The organism is Phytobacter massiliensis JC163, assembly GCF_000321045.1.
GTDB classification, from domain to species: domain Bacteria; phylum Pseudomonadota; class Gammaproteobacteria; order Enterobacterales; family Enterobacteriaceae; genus Phytobacter_A; species Phytobacter_A massiliensis.
In genome coordinates, this window is record NZ_CAEO01000218.1 from 1 (window position 1) to 250 (window position 250).

The 250-nt window shown below is 60.0% G+C and carries 1 protein-coding gene; it reads right to left on the bottom strand.

The window, feature by feature from the left end:
• Positions 1 to 250, bottom strand: a 250-nt coding sequence (locus ENTHG_RS00280; RefSeq protein ID WP_044172132.1) for a glucose PTS transporter subunit EIIB, incomplete at both ends; no start/stop codon positions are given.

Consider the following 250-nt stretch of genomic DNA (forward strand, 5'->3'; position numbering starts at 1 on the left):
TGATCTGCACGCTGGTTTTGTTGAGACGGATAACCCCCGTCGCCCCCAGTCGTTTCGCCAGCGCTTCGTTAACCAGCGCAGAGTCTTTCACGTTCAGACGCAGACGGGTAATGCAGGCGTCGATACCGGTGAGGTTATCGGAGCCGCCCACCGCCGCGATGTACTGACGCGCCAGACCGGCAACATCCTGCTCAGAAGAGGCGCTGACATTCATATCCACGCCGTCAGTTTCATCCCCGGCTACCGCCAG